Source organism: Vibrio sp. R10-SG3-ISO10 (assembly GCF_059834185.1).
This window is the reverse complement of sequence record NZ_JCBDHG010000002.1, coordinates 426858-448995: the sequence shown is the minus strand read 5'-3', so window position 1 is coordinate 448995 and position 22138 is coordinate 426858. Positions and strand designations below refer to the sequence as shown.

Genomic DNA, 22138 nt, shown 5'->3' with positions numbered 1-22138 from the left:
TTACCTACTGTTTACTCAAAGAAATTTGCCGCCTAGCGTACCGGGTGTGCAAACCTTCTGTTACACTCAAATAATAAACTACATAAATAGGAGTAGGTGTACGCATGTCTTATCCGGTACTTATATGCGATGACTCCGCTTTGGCGAGAAAGCAAATGGCTCGCTCACTGCCTGCTTCGCTAAATGCTGATATTACCTTTGCAGTCCATGGATTGGATGCTTTAGAGCAGCTAGAACAAAATGAATTCAAGTTGATGTTCTTGGATTTAACCATGCCAGAGTTGGATGGTTTTGGCACGTTGGAAGAAATTGGTAACCGAGGTATTGATATACCAGTGGTGGTAGTCTCAGGCGATATTCAACCTAAGGCCAAAGAAAGGGTGATGACGCTAGGTGCAAAGGCGTTTATCCAGAAGCCAATTGATAAAGATGCTCTTAATCAGGTGCTTAAAGAGCTAGTTGAACCGCCAACTCAACCGAGAATTATCACGCCTGTTTCTGTCGAACTACCGATACTTCGCCGCCGAGACATCTATATGGAAGTGGCTAACGTATCTATCGGTCAAGCGGCTGACGCCTTGGCAAGACACTTTGACGTGTTTGTCCATTTACCCTTACCAAACGTAAACATACTAGAAGTCAGTGAACTTCACATGGCCCTTAGAGATCTAGCGGAAAACGATCAAGTCTCAGGGGTGTGCCAAGGGTTCAGTGGAGAAGGTATAGCAGGTGAAGCGCTGGTACTATTAAGTGATTCAAGTGTCAGCGACCTTAAAAAACTAATGAAAGTCCCAGCCGATAGTGAAGAGTTAGAAGAGCTTGAACTGTTAATGGACGTTTCTAACATTTTGGTCGGTTCCTTCTTGAATGGTTTGGGTAAGCAAGCTGAGGTGCGTTTCTTCCAAAGTTCTCCAGTGTTGTTAGGCCAGCACATCTCTATTGATTCTGTGATTTCTTCAACGACCGGTGTGTTTAAGAAAACGATGACGTTTGAAGTGAGCTACAACATTGATGGAACGTCGATACGTTGTGATTTACTGTTTATGTTTGTCGATGAATCGTTACCACTTCTAGACAACAAGCTTTCGTACCTAATGGAGGACTTCTAATGTTATCTCTTCCAGCTGAATTTGAGCAGTTCCACTGGATGGTGGATATGGTGCAAAATGTAGACTTGGGCTTAGTGGTTCTCGATACTGATCATAATGTTCAAGTGTGGAATGGGTTTATGACTCATCACAGTGGCATACAAGCGCACGATGCGATTGGTAAGTCTCTTTTTGAGCTGTTTCCTGAAATTCCTCAAGATTGGTTTAAGCTAAAAACCAAACCCGTTTATGATTTAGGCTGTCGTAGCTTTATCACTTGGCAGCAGCGTCCATACTTGTTTAAGTGCCGAAATGTTCGTCCTGTGACTCAACAAGCAGACTTTATGTATCAGAACATTACGCTTAACCCGATGCGTACACCGACGGGTGAGATTCGTTCTTTGTTTCTATCTATACAAGATGCGACCGCCGAAGCGCTTGTCTCCAAAAAGCAATAATCTGTAATCAACGCCAAGGATTTCCTTGGCGTTGTTGTATATGCTTTAAAGATCTTCCAATACCCCGTCGAATTTATGAACTCAACACTTCCTCTAGAACTGTATACAGGCCAGCAAGTTAAACACGGTGAACAGCAAGCAGCTAAGCTCGCTGGCGTTGAGATGTATACGTTAATGCTTCGAGCTGGGCTGGCAACTTATCAAGTAATGAGAGATGAGTTTCCTCGTGCAAAGCGTATTGTGATAATGGCAGGAACAGGAAACAACGGCGGAGATGGCTTTGTCGTCGCCAAACTTGCCAAGTCAGATGGATTAGAGGTTTCTCTCTATTTATTCGGTGATGAGACCAAAATATCTGGTGATGCGGCTAAAGCCAAACAAGAGTGGAGGGAGTGCGGCGGAGAGATTCAATTGTTCGACTCGTTGGATTGGTCGAAAAGCAGCGCGGATGTGTTGATTGATGGACTATTGGGCACTGGTCTTACGGGAGAAGTCAGGAAGCCCCTTCAAGATCTCATCGCAAAGGTCAATGAAAGCCAAGTTCCGGTTGTCGCGATAGATACTCCTTCCGGTTTGTGTACCGACAGTGGTCAAATCTTGGGAAATGCGATCATTGCAAAACACACGGTAGCGTTTATTGGCGTAAAACAGGGTTTAACAACCGGGCAGGCGAGAGCGTACACAGGTAAGCTTCACTTTGCGGGCCTGGGTGTTGAGAGTGAATTCAGGCAGTGCGTAGAAGTCAGTAGCCGATTTATCGATGCGGGCCAATTTAGCTTAGCGATGCCGCCCCGTATCGCGACAGCTCACAAAGGGCACAATGGACGCTTGCTTTGCCTAGGAGGTAATCAAGGTTATGCAGGAGCGATTCGTCTATGTGCGACCGCGGGAGCGCGAAGTGGTGCTGGTCTGATACGTACGTTATGTCACCCCCATTCGGCGTTGCCACTGCAGGTTGCCTGCCCAGAGGTAATGACGTTGGGGTGGGGCGGCGAAGCTGATGCCCTGAAGGGTGGGTTAGATTTTGCTGATGTCATTGCTATGGGGCCGGGGCTTGGAATTGACAGCTGGGCACAAGATATGTTCTTAGCAGCTAGTCGAGTAGAAAAACCAAAAGTTATCGATGCGGACGGCCTTAATCTCTTGGCGCGGCAACCCAATGCCGATAGTTTGCGAATTCTCACTCCCCACCCAGGTGAAGCGGCGCGTCTTCTGGGCTGCAGTGTCACTGACATCGAACAAGACCGCTTTCAAGCAGTAAGAAACTTGCATAAGAAATACGGTGGTATCATCGTCTTGAAAGGCGCGGGAACCTTAATATTCGACGGAGACGAGATCTCAGTTTGTCAGGCAGGAAATGCAGGAATGGCAACTGGCGGTATGGGAGATGTCCTAACCGGAATTCTTGCAGCCTTGATCGCGCAGGGATTGACATTATCTAATGCTGCCAAGTTCGGCGTACTACTACATAGTGTTGCCGCTGACCAAATCGCAATGCGTGAAGGGCAGGTCGGTATGCTCGCTAGCGATGTGATTGATGAGGTGCGAACGGTGCTTAATTACTGGTTAACCTGAACGATTTTTGAACTTTTCTTAATCAATTCTGTGACTTCGATTGTTATTTCACATTAATTCGTTACAATACGCGTTCGTTCCTGAGTTGTGCATCCGTATTTGCGCAGAAAAAGGAAAAGAACTCTCGTCTTTACTCCTTGAATTCTAAGTTAAAGACACGTTTTAAATTGCATGTGTTGCTTGGTGTGCAACACCACTGTAAAGGACAGTTAAATGCCTATTATTACTCTTCCTGACGGCAGTCAGCGTCAATTTGACAACCCTGTTTCTACTCTTGATGTCGCACAATCTATCGGTCCTGGTCTTGCGAAAGCAACCATCGCTGGTCGTGTAGATGGTAACCGTGTTGATGCTTGTGATCTTATCGAACAAGATGCAAGCCTAGAAATCATCACAGTTAAAGATGAAGTAGATGGTCTAGAAATCGTTCGCCACTCTTGTGCTCACCTACTTGGTCACGCGATCAAGCAGCTTTTCCCTGAAGCGAAAATGGCGATTGGTCCGACTATCGATAGTGGTTTCTACTACGATATCGACCTTGAGCACTCTCTAACGCAAGAAGATCTAGAAAAGATTGAAAAGCGTATGAAAGAGCTTGCTAAGACCAAATACCAAGTCATCAAGAAAAAGGTTAGCTGGCAGGAAGCTCGCGATGCATTTGAAGCTCGCGGTGAAACATACAAGATGGAAATCCTAGACGAGAACGTTTCTCGTGATGATCGTCCAGGTCTTTACCATCATGAAGAATATATCGATATGTGTCGTGGTCCACACGTACCACATATGGGTTTCTGTCAGCACTTCACGCTACTTAACGTAGCAGGTGCTTACTGGCGTGGTAACAGTGACAACAAGATGCTGCAACGTATCTACGGTACTGCTTTCCATGACAAAAAAGCGCTTAAAGCGCACCTTACTCGCTTAGAAGAAGCAGCGAAGCGTGACCACCGTAAAATTGGTAAACAGTTAGATCTGTTCCACATGCAGCAAGAAGCACCGGGTATGGTGTTCTGGCATCATAATGGTTGGTCTATCTTCCGTGACCTAGAAGTGTTCGTACGTCAAAAACTGACAGAGTACGATTACCAAGAAGTGAAAGGTCCATTAATGATGGATCGCGTTCTTTGGGAGCGCTCTGGTCACTGGGATAAATACGCAGATGCGATGTTCACAACATCTTCTGAGAACCGTGAATACGCGATTAAACCGATGAACTGTCCAGGTCACGTACAGATCTTTAACCAAGGTCTGAAATCTTACCGTGATCTACCGCTACGTATGGCTGAGTTTGGCTCTTGTCACCGTAACGAGCCATCGGGTGCACTACACGGCATTATGCGTGTACGTGGCTTCACACAGGACGATGCACACATCTTCTGTACTGAAAGCCAGATCCAAGACGAAGTAACGGGTTGTATCAAGATGGTTTACGATACATACCAAACGTTCGGCTTCTCTAACATCGTGGTTAAGCTATCTACTCGCCCAGAAAAGCGTGTAGGTTCAGATGAGATCTGGGATCAATCTGAAGAAGCACTTAAGCTATCTCTAGAATCAATGGATATTCCATACGAGATTCAAGAAGGTGAAGGCGCGTTCTATGGTCCTAAGATTGAATTTACGCTTTACGATTGTCTAGATCGTGCATGGCAGTGTGGTACAGTTCAGCTAGACTTCAACCTACCGGGTCGTCTAGGTGCTACTTACGTGGATGAAAATAACGAGCGCCAAGTGCCAGTTATGATTCACCGTGCTATTCTAGGTTCACTAGAGCGTTTCATCGGTATTTTGATCGAAGAATACTACGGCTTCTTCCCAACTTGGTTATCGCCAGAGCAGGCTGTAATCATGAATATTACTGATAAGCAGTCAGATTATGTTCAGGAAGTGGCACAAAAACTACAAAAATGTGGAATTAGAGCTAAAGCGGACTTGAGAAATGAGAAGATAGGCTTTAAAATCCGCGAACATACTTTGAAGCGTGTACCGTATATGCTTGTTTGTGGCGACCAAGAAATGGAAGCTGGCGAAATTGCAGTACGTACTCGTAAAGGCAAAGATCTTGGCAAGTTTAAAGTGGATGACTTTATCTCATACATCCAAGACGAGATCTCAAGCCGTAAGCTCAATCTGGAGGAATAAACTATTAAAGGCGGAAGACGCGGCCAAGTACCGGCCAAACAAAATGCTCATCGTTTAAACGGTGAAATTCGTGGCGTTCGTGAAGTTCGTTTAACTGGCGCTGATGGTGAATCAGTTGGTGTTGTTTCTATCCAAGAAGCAGTAGCAGCAGCTGAAGAAGCAGGTATGGATCTGGTAGAAATCAGTCCAAACGCTGAGCCACCAGTATGTCGTGTAATGGACTACGGTAAATTCCTCTTTGAGAAGAGCAAATCTGCTAAAGAGCAGAAGAAAAAGCAAAAACAGGTCCAGATTAAGGAAGTAAAATTCCGTCCTGGAACTGATATTGGAGACTATCAGGTAAAACTACGCAACCTGACGCGTTTCCTTGAAGAAGGCAACAAAGTGAAGGTAACAATTCGCTTCCGTGGCCGAGAAATGGCACACCAAGAGATCGGTGTTGACGTTCTAAATCGTCTTAAGGAAGACACTGTTGATTTAGCAGTAGTGGAATCTTTCCCTAAGAAGATCGAAGGTCGTCAGATGATCATGGTTCTTGCCCCTAAAAAGAAGTAATTAACGGCTTTGCAAGTAAGAAAACTCAGCTGCCGTAAGGTGGCTGGGTTTTGTTCGCCCTAATTACTATTGTTTAAAACAACTCAACAATGCGGAGTTATTCATCATGCCTAAGATGAAAACCAACAAAGGTGCTGCTAAGCGTTTTAAGAAAACTGCTGGTGGTATTAAGTTTAAGCACGCTACTAAACGTCACATCCTGACTAAGCGTACTACTAAGAACAAGCGTCAGCTTCGTCCAAATGCAATCCTTCCTAAGTGTGAAGTGGCTGCAGTTGCTCGTATGCTACCATACGCATAATTCTTTTTAGTTTATTAATCGTTTAGTTTAGGAGAAGCATAATGCCTCGCGTAAAACGTGGTGTACAAGCTCGTGCACGTCATAAGAAAGTTCTAAAACAAGCTAAAGGTTACTACGGTGCACGTTCACGTGTTTACCGCGTAGCTTTCCAAGCAGTTACTAAAGCTGGTCAATACGCTTACCGTGACCGTCGCAACAAGAAACGTCAATTCCGTCAACTATGGATTGCACGTATCAACGCTGCATCTCGTCAGAATGGTCTATCTTACAGCCGTTTCATCAACGGTCTTAAGAAAGCATCTATCGAGATCGACCGTAAGATCCTTGCTGACATCGCGGTATTCGACAAAGCTGCATTCGCAGTTCTAGTTGAAAAAGCGAAAGCTGCTCTTTAATTAGAGTTAGTTTTTAGGATTAAGAAAAGGAGAGCTTCGGCTCTCCTTTTTTGTATCTAGATTTTGCGCTCTGCGTATTTATCCACTCAAATTCGATTAACCAGTCGACCATCGTCACTCCACCTATTGCAAACCTACTGAAATCACTTAATATTTTGCATTCAACCTATTATGCATCTATGACAAGAGGCTAGATGAACAGTGAGGGGAGTATGCAGGCAAAGGAAGCATTTGAAGCGGCGAGTAGTGCAGAGAAAGTCGCGAGCTCGTTGTATAAATGGATTGCAGGTAATCGCGGACTGAAACGAACAGTTGCTGTGGAACTGCAAGAAAACATCGAGCTTATTCGTTTGTATGTAGAGACGCGCTCGGGGTATGAACAACTCATTCCACAAATTAAAGAATCAGCCTATCGAAACGCATTGCAGCAAGGGTTTAACTTTAACTCACTCAATCGCTCCAAAATAGATACAGCTAGCACTAAAGGTATCAAACAGCTTGAGCGCTATCATGGGTGGGAGACTCAGCAAGTGATTGAAAGCATTTATGCCAAGATCTCTGCAATTAAAGCTGCCATCAAGATTAAAGATAATGCTAAGCCACTACGATTAGGGGTTCGATTACACAACATCTTCAAGCTTCTTGTGATGCTCTCTAATCATATTGGTCAAAAGTAAAATAGCCGAACGAGGGGATAGGAAATGGATATTCTGGTTGAACAAGAAAAAGCGCTACATCAGTTTTCAGTTCGGAAAGACAAAGCTGAAAGAGAACGACTAATCCACCCGACATTTCGTGAAGTAGGGAAATCGGGTACCAGTTTTGATTTTGAGACGATCAGTGAAATGATGGACGGTGAAGAACCTTCTCAAGTTATCATCCATTCACAGGATTATGAATGCATCCAACTCGAACCTTCCGTTCAGCTTCTTCTATATAAATCAGCATTAATCTCTGCGGATGGTGAAATTAGTAGTTATGCCAAACGGTCTTCGATTTGGGCATTTACGGGATGTAACTGGCAACTGAAATATCACCAAGGGACGCCTTGTCCTGCATTTGAAATTGATTCTTAGGTTTATCTCTTAGCTCAATCGAGTGTAGGATGAATAGCGAGTTATTGGTCAAGGAGGACAAATGGAACTAAGACAAGTGCAGCTCTCAGATGCTCAATGGATTGCGGATATCTACAATCATTACATCGCCACGACGGCTATCTCATTCGAAGAAGAGTCTGTTTCTATTGAAGATATGAAGGTGAGGATTGATGCCGTTCTCTCTGCAGAGCTACCTTGGATTGTGCTCGAAGAGGCGGGCCAACCCCTAGGGTATGCTTATGCGGCTAAGTGGAAACCTCGCAGTGCTTATCGCTATACGGTTGAACCATCTATTTATCTATCTAGTGATGCGAAAGGCAAAGGGGCGGGGCAAAAGCTCTATACTGCTCTGATTGCTCAATTACGTGAACTCGGCATTAAAAACGCGATAGGAACTATTGCGTTGCCAAACCCGTCTAGTGTGGCATTACATGAGAAGATGGGGTTTAGAAAAGTTGGCGAGTTCGCCAACATTGGATTCAAGTTTGATCAACATATCTCCGTAGGTTATTGGCAGTTAGAGCTTAACTAAATTGTCCCAAGAATTATCACGAGTCGTGACGAATAAAGGAATGATAGAAACCAACATGAAACCAGAACAAATAGGCAAGGCATACGACCAAATTACTCACATTTGGCAAGGAGAAAGTTTCAACTTAGAGAATGGTATTGAGCAACACAAGCGTGCCATTTCGTTTACGGAGAAACGCGGAAAAGCCCTAGATATTGGTTGTGGTTGTACCGGACGATTCATTGAATTGTTATCGAGCGAAGGGTTCACTCCTTCAGGTATGGACGTATCAAGTGAGATGCTGGCGCTAGCCAAAGAGAAACACCCACAGGTTGAGTTTATCAACGCCGATATTTGTCAGTATGAATTTGTTGAAAAATACGATTTCATTACCGCTTGGGACAGTATTTGGCATATTCCTTTAGAGAAACAGCGTCATGTTATGACCAAGATTGTCGATAGTCTCAATGTCGGCGGTCTTTTCATCTTCTCATTTGGCGGCACAAGTGAAGAGGGCTTTCACACCAACAGCTTTATGGGGCCTGAAGTCTATTATTCGTCACTCGGAACCAATGGATTTTTAAGCTTGTTTATTGAGCTAGGCTGTATGGTTCGACATCTCGAATTTGACCAATACCCAGAGCTTCATACTTATTTGATTGTCGAAAAGCTCTAACCAAAACGAAACTTTAAATGAATACAAAGAGGTTAACGGTGAAAAAAGAAGTACGTGTCGGTGTTGCGGTTGTTATTAAGCGAGATAGCCAAATCCTCCTTGGAGAAAGAATCGGTGCTCACGGCGCTCATACTTGGGCGACGCCTGGCGGGCACCTAGAATTTGGCGAGTCTATTGAAGAGTGTGCTGAGCGCGAAGTCCTGGAAGAGACAGGATTGCAGGTGAACTCAGTTAGTAAGCTTGGGTTTACCAACGACGTGTTTGAACAAGAAGATAAGCACTACATTACCTTGTTCGTTGTTGCTGAATGTGCAGCCGGAAAGGCTCAAATTATGGAGCCAAACAAATGTAAGCAATGGCAATGGTTTGCATTAGATTCACTTCCAGAGCCTTTGTTTTTGCCGATGACCAACTTGTTAGCTGAAAATCCCAACTTAACCGCTAAATGCTGAATACCAAAGACTCTTTCTACCTGATACAGATAACCAAACGAACAGAGAATACGACTTACTAAGCCATGATATTTAAAGAAACTTTGCCAACAAAAGTACCGATGGATTTGTTGCTTGAGGCTGACCCCAGTGAGCAAAGTATCGCAACGTATCTCAGTGACTCTTGGTGCTTTGTAGCGCTAGACAACGAGCGAATAGTGGCTGTGTGTGCAGTAAAACCTTTAAATGACACACTTGCCGAAGTATTTAATGTCTCAGTGCTACCTGTTTATCAGCAAAAAGGTATCGGTTCGAAGCTACTTAGGCATGCTCTCGCTGAGCTAGGCAGTAAAGGCGTAAAGCGAGTTGAGTTAGGGACGGGAACGTTTGGTTACCAATTGACTTATTACCAAAGGCTCGGTTTTAGAGTCGATAGCGTTGTTAAGAATCACTTTGTAGATAACTACGCTGAACCTATCTATGAGTCTGGCATTCAGCATAAGGATATGTTGAGGTTATACATACAGTTATAAGAACAAACAATAAGAGGGAACACTATGTCAACGGAACTGAAAGCGTCATCAATCAAAGTTCAGGATTTTTTATCAAGTCGAGGCCATGATTTTGTCATTCAAAAAATGCCAGCCTCAACCCGCACCGCACTTGAAGCCGCTGATGCCATTGGTTGTGGTGTCGCCCAAATCGCCAAGTCGCTCATTTTTAAAAATGGCGAGACAGGAGAAGCCGTCCTTGTCGTGGCTTCAGGCACAAATATGGTTTGTGCAGACAAAATTAAACAGCAAACGGGTATCCCACTTGAGAAGGCCAACGCGGCTTTTGTCCGAGAGAAAGTTGGATATGCGATTGGCGGTGTGCCTCCCGTCGCTCACACCGCAAAAGTCCAAACCCTGCTCGACCAGGATTTGAAGCAATACGGTGAGATTTGGGCAGCAGCAGGAACGCCGAATACGGTGTTTAGATTAAAGGCCGCAGATCTTGACAGTTTAACGGGCGGTCAATGGCTAGATGTAGCTAAGTAATCGAGCCCCTATTTACGTTGAAAAATTCGCTATGGAACTAGAAATCTATCAAGTTGACTCGTTTACCTCCGAGCCTTTTCGAGGGAATCCTGCTGGCGTTTGTATTACTCAAGAGCCGCTCGAAGAGTCGCTGATGTATTCGATTGCTGAAGAAATGGCGGTCTCAGAGACAGCGTTTCTCACATTGAGCAACATGCAACTGAGGTGGTTTACACCCAAAGTTGAGGTTGCACTATGCGGTCACGGTACCCTCGCTGTTGCCCACATTCTCGCGCAAAAGGGGGCACTCTCAATAGGGGAGAGCGTCGCTTTTAATACACTGTCAGGGCAACTAACGGCCAAACTTAATCACAATAACATTGAACTTGATTTCCCAATTGCGACTTTGTCTGGCAGTGAAGAAGCGGGTAACTCCTTGCTGTTTGAAGCTTTAGGATTGAGTTCAAATCAAATTATTGCCACAAGGCAGTTTGATGAAAAAGTACTGATACACGTACCCGACTTACACATACTGGAGCAGTTGAAGCCGAACTTTGATGCCATGAAGCAACTGAAAGGCCGTGGAGTGATTGTTACTGCGTTGAGCAATAATGCAGAGGTTGATTTTGTATCTCGTTATTTTGCTCCTTGGGTAGGCGTCAACGAAGATCCCGTCACAGGCTCTGCTCATTGCGCGTTAGCTGCTTACTGGCAACAGGCGTTAGGTAAAAATAGCTTTAATGCTTACCAAGCCTCTCCACGGGGTGGGCATATTGGCTTAGAGATAGAAGGTCAGCGAGTGAAGCTAAGCGGTACCGCTTGCACTACCATTTCGGGCGTGCTGCATCTGTAATGCGATACAGCTTAACTTGTTTTTAGCTGGCAATATTCATGGTTAGGTTAAGGTCTAACGAAAGCTTCGACAGTTTATCTTTTAACACTCGGCGGGTTTTATCCAGTTCCGCCACTTCAACTTGTTGACCTTTTGAATGAACGTCAAGATTAACCCTTAACTCGCGGCCGACCTTAGTGACGGCTGCCACTTTTAGTTGCTGAGACACTTGTTTATCTAATGCAGAGACTTCTTTGTCTACCGCGTTACAAATAGCTTCGTCAGGTTTCATCATTAGCAGTTCGCGCAGTGCGCCCATCAACATATCAAACGGCACCTTGATGAAGTAAAAAGACATAAGAATCATCATCATTGGGTCGGCATAAACGGCATACTGTGCAAATGGCGAAATGGAGACTAACCAAGCGGCTACAAAACCTAACGTGACAGCAACACTTAATAGGGTATCCATTTGCCACTGTTTGCTTTCTGCTTCAATAAGCCCAGAAGAAAAGCGTTTTGACTTGTTGGCGATATACCACCAAGCATAGCCACAACCCAATACGTTCACGACGCCAAACAGAGTCGCAATGCCTGCGTCAACCTCACGGCCGCCAGTAAACATAGCCGTCACTGCTGAGTAAAGAGAAACGCTGACAATCGCGAGGATGACACTGCCTTTTACAGCAATGACAACGGGCTCTAGCACTGCTTTACCAAATGGGAATTGACGCTTCGAAGGGCGCTCAATAAAGCGCGAGACAGCCAGCGACAATAAAGTTAACAGCAGACTGACCAGAGAATAAACGCCGTCAAAGACAATAACCAGTGAGCCTACAAGCAAGCCGAGTACGAGACCTGCGCCAGCAAAGCCCGATGCGAGCAACGCTGAGAAGGTGAGTATTCGTTTTTCGTTTAAGCTTGTCCTAGCACACATAATGTTATCTCTTGTTTATCTACACTTACAGTGTTCTCAAAACCAGCGCATTTAACAAACATTATATGAGTTTTAGGTATGGTGTATTTTTAGCCTTTCTTGGTTAGTCTATATAATTCAATGAGATAGGACTAAAATCTACTGTCATTATTTTTGACACTCACTGATGGTTTGTTTGTGTGTCAGGCTAAAAATCAAACAGATACTCGTTTAACTTGTCAGCTAACCAAGACATCCCGGGGTGCTCGGCCATGCCTGCTGCGGTAAACATGCAGTAGTCTTCCTGAGTTAAACCATAGGTATGCTTAATCACTGCAAGCTCTTGTTTGCGTAATAGATTACGGATCAGAGGTTCTGGTAGAACGCCCCACGCTTCTTCTTCAAGAATCGTATTGAGCATATATTCAAAGCTTGAGAAGCCGATATAGCGTAAAGAAAACGGCTGAAGCTCTGGATTGTCTTTCTCATTGAGATAAACCATGACCGCCTGCATCGCGTTACGCAGTTCGTCATCGGATACACGACGTAATTGCGCCAACGGATTGCTAGTTCGACACACTGACATCAAGCGGATTTTACCGAGCGGCTGAAAGGTGACAAGAGGATCATCAAGGCGCTCATAATCGACGCCGAAAGCAAAGTCGACCTGAGAGGTTGCGACGAGGTTGGCGAGGTCACCACTAGAGGCGAGCACAATATTGAACGTTGTTGCTGGAAAGTGGTTATTGAGCCTATGAGAGAGGTCATGCCATAACTCATCGGGTAGTGAATCGTCACGGGCAATCCAAACTTCAGCGTTGAATTCACCAGAAACTTGTGCGCAGGTTTGGCGAATACGCGATGCGGTCACCAACAAGTTCTGACTATCTTTATAAATCGCTTTACCCGCTTCGGAAAGCACCAAATTGTTACCGCTACGAACGAATAGCTCAACATCGAGATCTTTTTCCAATGCTTTGATTGCCATACTTAATTTAGTGCGGTTGCATTCAAGTTGACGGGCGGCCTCCGAAACAGAGCCAGTATCTGCGACGGTGCAAAAAGCTTCGATCTGAGATAAGTTCATCTTTTGTACAATTTGATTAGCTTGAAATCGATATTATATTAATCCTAGGCAATTGTCTGTTTTCAGCATTGAAATGCTATGAATTTCATGCAGTTTTGATACTCTTGAGCGATGCCAAGTGAATGTAGTAACAGGGAGATCATGATGGCTAATAGTTGGGACGATGTCGCAGCAAACTGGGATGCGGAAAACGCAACCAATGATTACGCAGATAAGGCGTTTGAGTCGCTACAGAAAGTTGTCGATTTTAAAGGAATGCACATTCTGGACTTTGGCTGTGGTACCGGTTTGTTGAGTCAACGGATGTCGCCAGTCGCTAAAGACATTGTCGCGCTAGACAGCTCGGAAGCGATGATCGAACAGCTAGACATGAAAGAGCTTGCCAATGTCGAGCCAGTAGTCGATATCCTCAGTCGTGGACTTGTCGCAATGCACCCAGCATTTAGAGCACAGTTTGATTTGGTTGTTGCCTCGTCGGTATGCAGCTTTTTACCAAGCTACTCTGATACCGCAGATATTGTCTTCAGTTTGCTCGATGAAGGCAGTTACTTTGTCCATTGGGATTGGTTGTCAGATAAAGACGAAGTTGGTGGTATGACAATCACGCATGCGCAGCAAGTATTATCGAGTGTTGGCTTCAGCGAGGTTGTCGTCACGACGCCATTCGATATTGAAACGCCAGATGGAACGCTAAAGGTACTGATGGCCGTGGCTAAAAAATAATAGCCTAAAAGTGATAGCTTAAAGAGATTTAAGAAGCCCGACGATGACGTCGGGCTTTTTGTTTAGACAACAGGATGACCTTGGAACTTCTCGACTTCATCCAAAACCCAAGGGTTAGCGATAGCGCCTTTGTTTTTTATCTCTTCACCATGTAAGACTTGTTTTACCGCAAGCTCGACCAGTTTGCCGGATTTCGTTTTTGGTATTTCAGTCAATGTATAGATTTCTGAAGGCACATGGCGCGGAGAACACTGTGCTCGCAGCGTTTGCTTGATCGCGCTTTCGAGCTCCTTTGTAAGCATCTGTTTAGGGTTCAGCTGGACAAAGAGGACGATTTTCTCGTCGCCATCCACGCGCCGTCCTACAGCGATAGAGTCTTGAATTTCAGGAAGTTGATTCACCTTTTGATAAATCTCAGCGGTACCAATTCTCACCCCGCCTGGGTTGAGTGTGGTGTCGCTTCGTCCATAGAAAATCATGCCATTTCGCGCTGTCATTTCAACATCGTCACCATGGTGCCAAGTGTTTTCATATTTGTCCCAGTAGGCATTGTGGTAGCGTTCACCGTCATCGTGCCAAAATCCTAAAGGTTGATTAGGAAAACTGTTGCGACAAACCAGTTCACCTCGTTCTGTAATTACTTCTTTTCCTGAGTCATTGAACACGGCAACATCCATGCCTAACCCTGCTCCCTGACACTCTCCACGATAAACTGGCGAAATTGGGTTGCCTAACACGAAGCAGCCACAGATATCCGTTCCTCCGGAGATGGAAGCTAAATGAAGATCCACCTTAATGTTGGCATACACATAGTCAAACTGTTCGGGGTACAAGACAGAGCCTGTTGAACACAAGGTTCTTAGGGAGTCCAACGAATAGTGACTGCTTGGGTTAAATTGCGACTTTTCAAGCGCCTCCAAATATTTAGCCGATGTACCAAATAAGGTCGCTTGTGCATCTTCGCACAGCTGCCATAAAGCGTTTGGGTTCGGGTACATAGGGCTGCCGTCGTAAATGACCAAACTGGCTCCACTGGCCAGTGCTGACACGTGCCAGTTCCACATCATCCAACCACAGGTTGTGTAGTAGAAAACGCGATCTTTAGGTTGAACATCACAATGAAGTTGATGTTCTTTGAGGTGGTTTAGGATTGTTCCGCCAACTGAGTGGACAATACATTTTGGTTTGCCAGTTGTGCCTGAAGAGTAGAGAACAAACAACGGATCATTGAAACTGATCCTTTGATAGCGAATCCCCCGCGATAGGTAACTGGCTAAAATGGCTTCCCAGTCTGAAAACGAATCACTAAGACCTTGGTTGCTCGGTTGTTCTTGCAAGTAATCAATCTGACAAGTATTCACTAAGCTCGGCATAGCATCGACAATTTGTCGATTCTTCTCTTCCATGTGAAAAGTTTTGCCGTTGAAGTCATAACCATTGCAGCAAAACAAAACCTTTGGTTGAACTTGACCAAAGCGTTCTATGACACTTTCTGCTCCGAAATCAGGGGAGGTCGATGTCCAAATTGCGCCTAGGCTAGTCGTGGCCAACATGGCGATCACGGTTTCAGGCATGTGCGGTAAGTACCCTGCAACGACATCACCTTTTTCAACACCATTGTGTTTTAACCATTGTTGAAGAATAGACACCTGATCACACAACTCTTGCCACGAGAGTTTTCGGCAATCTCCGCGCTCATTTTTAAACCAGATAGCGATGTCATCAGGGGCCTGAAACGCGTAGGCGAGTAGGTTTTCAGCATAGTTGAGCTGTGATTGAGGGAACCAAATGGTATCTCTACTAGCGCTAAATGTACCCCATTTAGCTAATCCTTCACCTAATATACAATCGCCTTTGTAGCCAATGACATCACAAAACTGCCAGACCTCTAGCCAAAAATCTTTTTTGCATTCAACTGACCAGCGATGTAAGTCTGAGTAGTTTTCTATCGCATCTCCCTGAATATTAATGTGTTTTATGAATTGATTTAGATTTGATGACTCAATTCGTTCACGACTTGGCGCCCAAATTGGGGAAGGGAAGCGCTGCTCTGAGTTAGACATGACATCCTCGTCTTTTTGTTCTCCGTTATCCAAATAAGCTTTGATGAAAATATAGGCAAAGTCAAACAAGTGGGGTGACTTCAGCTCCATGAAAAATAAGCAAAAAGCTGTCAAATGTAAAAATTATGTTACAGGAAAGGGTGGCGATAGAGTTGGCTCGGAAAATTGTCACCGTCTTAGCATGGCGATAGGCTTAATGTAACGGATTTGTTAACGGAGCTAGGTATGGCACAGTATCATTCTAAACCTGTGAATGAACACGGGATTGTGGAGTGGAGCCCAGAAGAGAATGAGGTTTGGCGCGATTTGGTTGAGCGTCAACTTCACTTGGTAAAGCAAAGAGCGTGTAAAGAGTATTTGGCAGGACTCGAACTGCTTGATTTGCCAATAGATAGAGCTCCGCAGATTGTTGATATCAATCGAGTATTAAAGGAATCGACGGGTTGGCAGGTGGAACCTGTGCCAGCACTAATCAATTTTGACCGATTTTTTGCTCTGCTTGCAGATAAGAAATTTCCGGTGGCGACATTCCTGCGAACTCGTGAAGAGTTTGATTACCTCCAAGAGCCTGACTTTTTCCACGAAATTTTTGGTCATTGCGCTATGTTGACCAACCCCGAGTTTGCCCAGTTTACTCAGACTTATGGCCTTCTCGGCCGCAATGCGAGTGACAAAGAGCGAGTCTATTTGGCGCGTTTATACTGGTTCACGGTCGAATTTGGACTCGTTAAAGAAGGCGATCAAACTAAGATCTATGGTGGTGGTATTTTGTCTTCACCAGGTGAAACGCTATATGCATTAGATGATCCTAAGGCGCAGCGAGTAGAGTTTGATATCCACACCGTATTTAGAACGCCTTACCGGATAGATATTATGCAGCCAGAATATTTTGTTCTGGATAACATTCAGCAATTATACAAACTAAGTAAATTGGATTTAATGTTCCATGTTAAGCAAGCCATGCAGGCTGGATTATTACCCCCATTATTTGAACCAAAGGAAGTGACACATGCTTGATGAATTACGTTGTGAGTCTTGTACCAGTAGCGCAGTGGCGTTAGGCGCAGAAGAGAGAAGGTTACTCCTTACAGAGCTAGAAGGCTGGCAGATGCTAGAGCGCGATGGCATTCCTCAACTGGAAAAAGTCTATAAGTTTAAGAACTATAAACTTGCATGGGCGTTTGCCAACCAAGTGTCTGAGCTGGCTGAAGAGGAGTTTCATCACCCATCCATACTTCTTGAATGGGGAAAAGTGACGGTAACCTGGTGGAGCCACTCTATTAAAGGGCTGCATCAAAATGATTTTATCTGCGCTGCCAAGTGTGACCGCTTAGACTAGCACAACAGAGTCTAGAAACAACAAAGCCTGAGGAGTGAATTCTCAGGCTTTCTTATTTTGGGTTTACCCAAGATTAAAATGAAGGAAGGTAGCGCTGCTCGCGAATGACATCACCGTTCTCATCAATAATTTCGAAGGTAAAAGTACGGCCGTTATCCAATAGGTTTGCCGCCATAAACGTGCCTTTTACTCCCGTTGTGAAGTAATGGGTTCCATTGCCTTTAACCTTTACTTTGACATCGCTTACCGGCACGCCATTTTCAGTCACGGTGACAATAGCTTGGTTCTCAATAGTCTTGATTCGGATTGATTGATCCTCTGCTGGCATTGCAAATGCTACTGTTGAAGTTAGGGCGGTAAGTGCGATTGCTTTTAGTACTGTTTTCATCATGAATTCCTCTCAACTCTTGGCTGTAGTTAATTTTGTAAACTGCGTCTTGTGCGCTTGAGAGAAATAATATGTGTGAATTAAATCACAAAAAATAATATAAATTCGTTATTCATATTCGAAATTTTCGAACAAGGTTAAGCGGTCGCTTTTGTCTGGTTATCAAGGACTCTTTCTATACCACACACAGTAAGAGGCTTAGACTTCAAGTATCCCTGAATCAAATTACAACGATGCTGGGTTAAGAAAGCGAGTTGCTCTGGGGTTTCTACGCCTTCGGCGACGACTTCAAGATCGATGGTATGCGCCATATTGATGATCGCCTGACAAAGGCTATCGGCATTATGCTGACCAAGTGCAATGCGGCTGACGAAACTGCGATCGACTTTGATCACGTCAACAGGGTAATCATTGAGCACCGAGAGTGAAGAGTAACCTGTGCCGAAGTCATCCAAGTAAAGGGTTACACCGAGATCTTTGATACGCTGAAGTTGGCTGGCATTGCACTCGTCCGCTAGAAGCATAGATTCTGTTATCTCTATACCGATGAGATGGGCTGGAAAAGAGTGACTTTCAAGTAAATGCGCTAACGTATGGTAGATATGCTCTGACTCAAACTGCTTCGCAGACACATTAATATTAAAACGAGGTACATTGTTGCCTTGCCGCGTGATCCATAATCGCTCTAGAATCTTGCAGCACTCTTTCGCCACCCAATCACCAATTGGAATGATTTGTCCTGTCTCTTCTGCCACCGGGATAAAGTCTTGGGGAGAGATAAATCCTAGCTTAGGGTGATTCCATCTTAGTAAAGACTCAAATCCGACTACCGTATCACTGCTTGTTTCATAGATCGGTTGATAAACCAATGACAACTGTTTGAATGCGAGTGCGCCCGTCAGCTCTTGCTCTAAAGTAAAGCGTTTCTTGGCCTGATTAAACATCTGGTCATGGAAGAAGACGACCTTCTCATTGGAAGAGCTTTTAGCCTTATACATCGCGGTATCTGCCTCACGAAGAATACCAGCTATGGTCTGTTTGGGGTCAGTGACCACTGAAATGCCAATGCTCGCGCCTATATGACAAGACTGACCATCGATCGTGTAAGGCTGACTAAGCACTTTGGCGTAGCGATGGCATATGTGTGTCAGTGCCCCACGTGATGTTAATCGAGGTAAGCAGATGATGAACTCGTCACCGCCAAAGCGAAAACTCATATCGTCGTCGCGGCAATGGCTGGTTAATCGAGATGCAACTTCCTTGAGTAATTTGTCACCATGGAGGTGGCCCATAGAGTCGTTGATGACTTTAAATCTATCTAAGTCGATAAAGAGTATTGAGAAGCCGTTAGATGACCCTTTTTGTAAATACCTAAGCTGTTTATCTATTTCTCGATTGAGTGCAGTTCGATTGTTTAACCCAGTTAAGTTGTCTTTGACCGCTTGAATAGCAAGACTTCGGGTTTTCTCTTCGATCAGTTGATCAGAAACTTTCAATCGGGTGGCATAGAAGTTTGCGGCTATTGAAACAGAACCCGTTAAAAGGAAAATTAACAGTATTGACGCTGTACTATACAAAGCTGTGCTGCCACTGCTATCCATCTTTGAGATCGAAATTGTCCACTCTTGATTGAATAGCGGGACACGTACAGTTTGGTCAAGCGAGACGAGCCGCGCTGTTAGGCCATCTTCTGTAAGCTTGGTGTTGATATGAGACTCAAAGGCAAGCTCATGGTTTGGTTGAACATAGACTTCAATCTCGGTTGTGGCTGAGTTCACTTCTCGTTGCCATATCTCACCAAGTAGTTCATGGAAAACAACCTTAGCGACAATAAATCCTTCAAGCTTTCCACCGGTAGAGAACTTAGGTAACACCAAGTTTGCAGCAAGTTGGCCTTCTTCAACAAAGCCGACAACACCGACTCGATTGGAGGTAATAGCACGAGACATCGCGCTAACCAGTTGAGTGTCACTTTCTAATCGAAAGCCTAGATCATCACTCCCTTCAAACGAGGAGGATAGGTAGTAAACAGGAACCGTTTGATTACTGAGAAACCATGTTTTGTCTTCACTGGTCGATAATGGCGGAGTGAGCTCAAAACCTAGAAAGCCGTTCTGCCGTGCGGTCAGCTTAAACTCAGAAATCTGATCAATGGATACAGTGGGCGCCCAAATGACAGATTGAACGTTTGGCAGCAGCGAAGATTGTTCTGAAAAGTATGCTTCAAATTGTTTAGGTGTTGGCTTATTGCCATTCGATAAAAATGCTCTAGTTGAATAGAGCAGCCTTTCAATCGAGTTTAGTGATTGTTGAAGGGTCTGTACTTGGTTGCTTAGCTGCGCGGTAAGTTGGCTATTGAGCTTTTGGGTTTCATAATGATGAACGATTAAGTAGCTGCCTCCAGCTAGACTTAGACCGATAATCCAGATCAAAAGAAAATGTTTAAGTGACAGAGCAAGTTTCAAAGCAGAGTCAGAGGTAGTCCGTTACACATACCTAAATGGTAACTGCAATTAACATTAATGCAAATGATAATTGATAACAAACAGAATCAACAGTAAAAGTAATTGTTACATTTGGTTTAATTGGTCTGCTTATATAAATTGGGTTGATTATAAGTTTTCACTCTAAATAAAGGATTGCATCAAAGTGTGATGTGGATCTATTCTATTTCCCAAGGTGATGGGGTTCCACCTACTTAACCGCCAATTCTGGCTGATGACTCCTACAGATACGAAAACAGGTGATGCTGTTGTGAATAAACCACTCGCTGACGAGTTGGTTTGACGTTCTGTAGAGAAGTTATACCTTCACACCTCACTTGTTTTCCTAACGATTAGGAAAACGCCATGCAATACTCTTCTGAAATTCAATCTATGTGCCCAATTCAACGTGGGGACTTACATCCATCTGCACCCATTCCAGTGGAAGGGTTAATGGTGCGGCCAAAAGATGTTATCGCGATTTCTGGTTTAAGCCACGGTGTTGGGGCTTGTGCTCCCCAGCAAGGGGCCGCGAAACTCACTTTGAATGTTAAGCAAGGCATCATCGAAGAAGCGCTGATTGAAACTATAGGCTGCTCTGGAATGACGCACTCTGCGTCTATGGCGGCGGAAATACTGACCGGAAAAACCATCCTAGAGGCGCTAAATACCGATCTAGTCTGTGACGCGATTAATGTCGCGATGCGCGAACTGTTCCTCCAATTTGTTTATGGGCGGACTCAATCTGCTTTTTCTGAAGGCGGGTTAGAAATTGGCGCTGCGTTGGAAGATCTCGGTAAAGCGCAGAGAAGTCAGGTTGGGACAAGTTACTCAACCATGGCGAAAGGAGTGAGATACATGGAACTTGCTGAAGGCTATGTAACCAAACTTGCGCTCGATGAAAACGATGAAGTCATTGGGTATCAGTATCTTAACCTTGGCAAAATGATGGCAAACATTGAGAGTGGAATGGAGGTTGAAAGCGCAATGCTAGACGCGAGTGGAACCTATGGACGCTTCGATGAAGCCGAAAAAACGATCAATCCGCGCAACGCTTAACCAGAGGGCCAAATCATGAATACTTCGATAACTCAATTACTTAATCACATGAACTTTTCTACTCTGGAAGAGGCGCATAATTACTGTCTGACTTTCGGAATTGATCCTAAACAGGTAGTACTTGAAACTCAGCCGATTGCATTTGATAACGCTTGTGATGCGTATACCTTAGGGACTGCACTGGCGCTGTTTCGCCAATCAGAAAACGCGGAGCAGGCAGCGCTAGCCATTGGTGAAGGGCTGCAAGCCTTTACCAAGGAGGGTAGCGTTGCCCAGCAAAGACAAGTAGGTTTAGGGCACGGCGCTTTGGCTGCTCGACTGCTCAATGAACAAACGCAGTGCTTTGCATTTCTCGCAGGCCATGAGTCTTTTGCTGCAGCGGAAGGAGCGATTAAAATTGCTCTCAATGCTAATAAGTCGAGAAGCACACCGCTTAAAGTGATCTTGAATGGACTCGGCAAGGATGCGGCTTACTTAATCGCCAGAATTAACGGATTTACCTATGTAAGAACTGAGTTCGACTTCCAAACCGGGGAGCTGGTGGAGGTTGAAAGAAGACGTTTCTCTCAGGGCGCGCGTGGTGAGATTCTCTGTTACGGCGCTGATGATGTCAGAGAGGGTGTCGCGATCATGCACCGTGAATCGGTAGACGTGAGTATTACGGGTAATTCGACTAACCCTACACGCTTTCAGCATCCGGTCGCCGGTATCTACAAATCTGAGTGCAATGCTCAGGGCAAAGCGTATTTTTCGGTTGCCTCTGGTGGTGGTACTGGACGAACGCTACACCCAGATAATGTTGCGGCAGGACCAGCAAGTTACGGAATGACGGATACCATGGGGAGAATGCACGCAGATGCCCAGTTTGCAGGAAGCTCTTCAGTGCCAGCCCATGTGGCAATGATGGGCTTCATCGGTATGGGAAACAATCCGATGGTGGGCGCGTCCGTGGCACTTGCAGTGGCGGTGGAACAACAACTTCATCACTAAGGTAAAACCT

At 44.8% G+C, this 22138-nt stretch carries 25 protein-coding genes and 1 riboswitch; of the genes, 20 read left to right on the top strand and 5 right to left on the bottom strand.

What is annotated here, in order from left to right; genetic code table 11:
- Window positions 1-104 precede the first annotated feature (104 nt).
- From AC6R16_RS02855 to AC6R16_RS02785, 15 genes are all read left to right on the top strand, one after another.
- A complete protein-coding gene (locus tag AC6R16_RS02855) occupies window positions 105-1109 on the top strand; it encodes a response regulator (RefSeq protein WP_004748566.1) in 1005 nt (334 codons plus the stop codon).
- On the top strand, window positions 1109-1546 hold the full coding sequence (locus AC6R16_RS02850) for a PAS domain-containing protein (protein WP_239853429.1): 438 nt from the start codon (window positions 1109-1111) through the stop codon (window positions 1544-1546). The genes AC6R16_RS02855 and AC6R16_RS02850 overlap by 1 nt, the downstream gene beginning before the upstream one ends.
- 75 nt (window positions 1547-1621) lie before the next feature.
- Window positions 1622-3121 carry an NAD(P)H-hydrate dehydratase gene (locus tag AC6R16_RS02845; protein WP_500673532.1) on the top strand — a complete coding sequence of 500 codons (1500 nt, stop codon included), beginning with the start codon at window positions 1622-1624 and terminating at the stop codon, window positions 3119-3121.
- Between the two features lie 213 nt (window positions 3122-3334).
- Complete coding sequence (thrS, locus tag AC6R16_RS02840) at window positions 3335-5263, top strand: threonine--tRNA ligase (RefSeq protein WP_004748569.1); 1929 nt, start codon at window positions 3335-3337, stop codon at window positions 5261-5263.
- Window positions 5264-5266: 3 nt separating this feature from the next.
- Window positions 5267-5818, top strand: coding sequence for a translation initiation factor IF-3 (gene infC / locus AC6R16_RS02835; protein ID WP_071881323.1), 552 nt, complete (start codon window positions 5267-5269; stop codon window positions 5816-5818).
- 106 nt (window positions 5819-5924) lie between these two features.
- Window positions 5925-6119 carry a 50S ribosomal protein L35 gene (gene rpmI, locus AC6R16_RS02830; protein WP_004411425.1) on the top strand — a complete coding sequence of 65 codons (195 nt, stop codon included), beginning with the start codon at window positions 5925-5927 and terminating at the stop codon, window positions 6117-6119.
- Window positions 6120-6160: 41 nt separating this feature from the next.
- Window positions 6161-6514, top strand: coding sequence for a 50S ribosomal protein L20 (rplT, locus tag AC6R16_RS02825; RefSeq protein ID WP_004401084.1), 354 nt, complete (start codon window positions 6161-6163; stop codon window positions 6512-6514).
- A gap of 194 nt (window positions 6515-6708) precedes the next feature.
- Window positions 6709-7191, top strand: coding sequence for a hypothetical protein (locus tag AC6R16_RS02820; protein ID WP_500673531.1), 483 nt, complete (start codon window positions 6709-6711; stop codon window positions 7189-7191).
- 24 nt (window positions 7192-7215) lie between these two features.
- On the top strand, window positions 7216-7590 hold the full coding sequence (locus tag AC6R16_RS02815; RefSeq protein ID WP_500673530.1) for a nuclear transport factor 2 family protein: 375 nt from the start codon (window positions 7216-7218) through the stop codon (window positions 7588-7590).
- 61 nt (window positions 7591-7651) lie between these two features.
- Window positions 7652-8143, top strand: coding sequence for a GNAT family N-acetyltransferase (locus AC6R16_RS02810; protein WP_500673529.1), 492 nt, complete (start codon window positions 7652-7654; stop codon window positions 8141-8143).
- Between the two features lie 55 nt (window positions 8144-8198).
- Window positions 8199-8798 carry a class I SAM-dependent methyltransferase gene (locus tag AC6R16_RS02805; protein ID WP_500673528.1) on the top strand — a complete coding sequence of 200 codons (600 nt, stop codon included), beginning with the start codon at window positions 8199-8201 and terminating at the stop codon, window positions 8796-8798.
- A 38-nt stretch (window positions 8799-8836) separates the two neighbouring features.
- Window positions 8837-9250 (top strand): nucleotide triphosphate diphosphatase NUDT15, encoded by a 414-nt coding sequence (locus tag AC6R16_RS02800; protein ID WP_500673594.1) that lies wholly within the window; start codon window positions 8837-8839, stop codon window positions 9248-9250.
- Between the two features lie 65 nt (window positions 9251-9315).
- A complete protein-coding gene (locus AC6R16_RS02795) occupies window positions 9316-9762 on the top strand; it encodes a GNAT family N-acetyltransferase (RefSeq protein ID WP_500673527.1) in 447 nt (148 codons plus the stop codon).
- Window positions 9763-9786: 24 nt separating this feature from the next.
- Window positions 9787-10269 (top strand): YbaK/EbsC family protein, encoded by a 483-nt coding sequence (locus AC6R16_RS02790; RefSeq protein WP_500673526.1) that lies wholly within the window; start codon window positions 9787-9789, stop codon window positions 10267-10269.
- A 31-nt stretch (window positions 10270-10300) separates the two neighbouring features.
- Window positions 10301-11101, top strand: coding sequence for a PhzF family phenazine biosynthesis protein (locus AC6R16_RS02785; RefSeq protein WP_500673525.1), 801 nt, complete (start codon window positions 10301-10303; stop codon window positions 11099-11101).
- A 22-nt stretch (window positions 11102-11123) separates the two neighbouring features.
- Here AC6R16_RS02785 and AC6R16_RS02780 read toward each other — a convergent pair whose 3' ends face one another.
- The gene (locus AC6R16_RS02780; RefSeq protein WP_500673524.1) at window positions 11124-12017 is read right to left on the bottom strand and encodes a cation diffusion facilitator family transporter; all 894 of its coding nucleotides are present in this window, start codon (window positions 12015-12017) and stop codon (window positions 11124-11126) included.
- Window positions 12018-12204: 187 nt separating this feature from the next.
- Complete coding sequence (locus AC6R16_RS02775) at window positions 12205-13083, bottom strand: LysR family transcriptional regulator (protein WP_004746053.1); 879 nt, start codon at window positions 13081-13083, stop codon at window positions 12205-12207.
- A 144-nt stretch (window positions 13084-13227) separates the two neighbouring features.
- On the opposite strand from AC6R16_RS02775, the gene AC6R16_RS02770 reads away from it, so the two are divergent.
- Window positions 13228-13806, top strand: a complete 579-nt coding sequence (locus AC6R16_RS02770) for a class I SAM-dependent DNA methyltransferase (RefSeq protein WP_004746051.1) — start codon at window positions 13228-13230, stop codon at window positions 13804-13806.
- 62 nt (window positions 13807-13868) lie between these two features.
- Here the strand turns inward: AC6R16_RS02770 and AC6R16_RS02765 are convergent, their stop codons facing one another.
- A complete protein-coding gene (locus tag AC6R16_RS02765; protein ID WP_500673523.1) occupies window positions 13869-15869 on the bottom strand; it encodes an acetoacetate--CoA ligase in 2001 nt (666 codons plus the stop codon).
- A gap of 225 nt (window positions 15870-16094) precedes the next feature.
- Here AC6R16_RS02765 and phhA point away from each other — a divergent pair, with 225 nt between their 5' ends.
- Both phhA and AC6R16_RS02755 read left to right on the top strand, forming a co-directional pair.
- Entirely contained in the window at window positions 16095-16886 is a 792-nt protein-coding gene (gene phhA / locus AC6R16_RS02760) for a phenylalanine 4-monooxygenase (RefSeq protein WP_500673522.1), read from the top strand.
- On the top strand, window positions 16879-17208 hold the full coding sequence (locus AC6R16_RS02755) for a 4a-hydroxytetrahydrobiopterin dehydratase (protein WP_239853402.1): 330 nt from the start codon (window positions 16879-16881) through the stop codon (window positions 17206-17208). The genes phhA and AC6R16_RS02755 overlap by 8 nt, the downstream gene beginning before the upstream one ends.
- Before the next feature lie 73 nt (window positions 17209-17281).
- Here AC6R16_RS02755 and AC6R16_RS02750 read toward each other — a convergent pair whose 3' ends face one another.
- Entirely contained in the window at window positions 17282-17599 is a 318-nt protein-coding gene (locus AC6R16_RS02750; protein WP_367938955.1) for a DUF2147 domain-containing protein, read from the bottom strand.
- 134 nt (window positions 17600-17733) lie between these two features.
- The gene (locus AC6R16_RS02745) at window positions 17734-20061 is read right to left on the bottom strand and encodes a bifunctional diguanylate cyclase/phosphodiesterase (RefSeq protein WP_500673521.1); all 2328 of its coding nucleotides are present in this window, start codon (window positions 20059-20061) and stop codon (window positions 17734-17736) included.
- A 204-nt stretch (window positions 20062-20265) separates the two neighbouring features.
- Window positions 20266-20331, top strand: a riboswitch (Fluoride riboswitch).
- A gap of 114 nt (window positions 20332-20445) precedes the next feature.
- On the opposite strand from AC6R16_RS02745, the gene AC6R16_RS02740 reads away from it, so the two are divergent.
- Both AC6R16_RS02740 and AC6R16_RS02735 read left to right on the top strand, forming a co-directional pair.
- Window positions 20446-21138: an iron-sulfur cluster assembly scaffold protein gene (locus tag AC6R16_RS02740; protein WP_500673520.1), complete on the top strand. Its 693-nt coding sequence runs from the start codon at window positions 20446-20448 to the stop codon at window positions 21136-21138.
- Window positions 21139-21153: 15 nt separating this feature from the next.
- Window positions 21154-22128 (top strand): GGGtGRT protein, encoded by a 975-nt coding sequence (locus tag AC6R16_RS02735; RefSeq protein WP_500673519.1) that lies wholly within the window; start codon window positions 21154-21156, stop codon window positions 22126-22128.
- Window positions 22129-22138: the final 10 nt, after the last annotated feature.